Source organism: Rhizobium ecuadorense, assembly GCF_001187535.1.
Lineage (GTDB): Bacteria > Pseudomonadota > Alphaproteobacteria > Rhizobiales > Rhizobiaceae > Rhizobium > Rhizobium ecuadorense.
Genome location: NZ_LFIO01000480.1, coordinates 1 through 235 on the forward strand (window position 1 = coordinate 1; position 235 = coordinate 235).

A 235-nucleotide genomic window follows, 5' to 3' on the forward strand; every position below is an offset into this window, starting at 1 on the left:
CGATCCTCGAAGCGACCGGCATCCCGACGCCTCAGACAATCAACGGCATCGAGCAACGCCCCATCGAAGGGGTGAGCATGATGTACACATGGGATAAGGCAAATGTCGACGCTGCCACCCGGCACACGACGCAATATTTCGAGATGCTCGGCAACCGCGCCATCTACGACAATGGCTGGGTGGCTGCGACGACGCCGGCGACCCGTCCATGGGAGTTGAGCACTGCGACGCCTCC

At 61.7% G+C, this 235-nt stretch carries 1 protein-coding gene; it reads left to right on the top strand.

The window, feature by feature from the left end; all coding sequences use genetic code 11:
• A partial coding sequence (locus AF337_RS11495) for a hypothetical protein (protein ID WP_152970990.1) occupies nt 1-235 on the top strand: 235 nt, incomplete at both ends.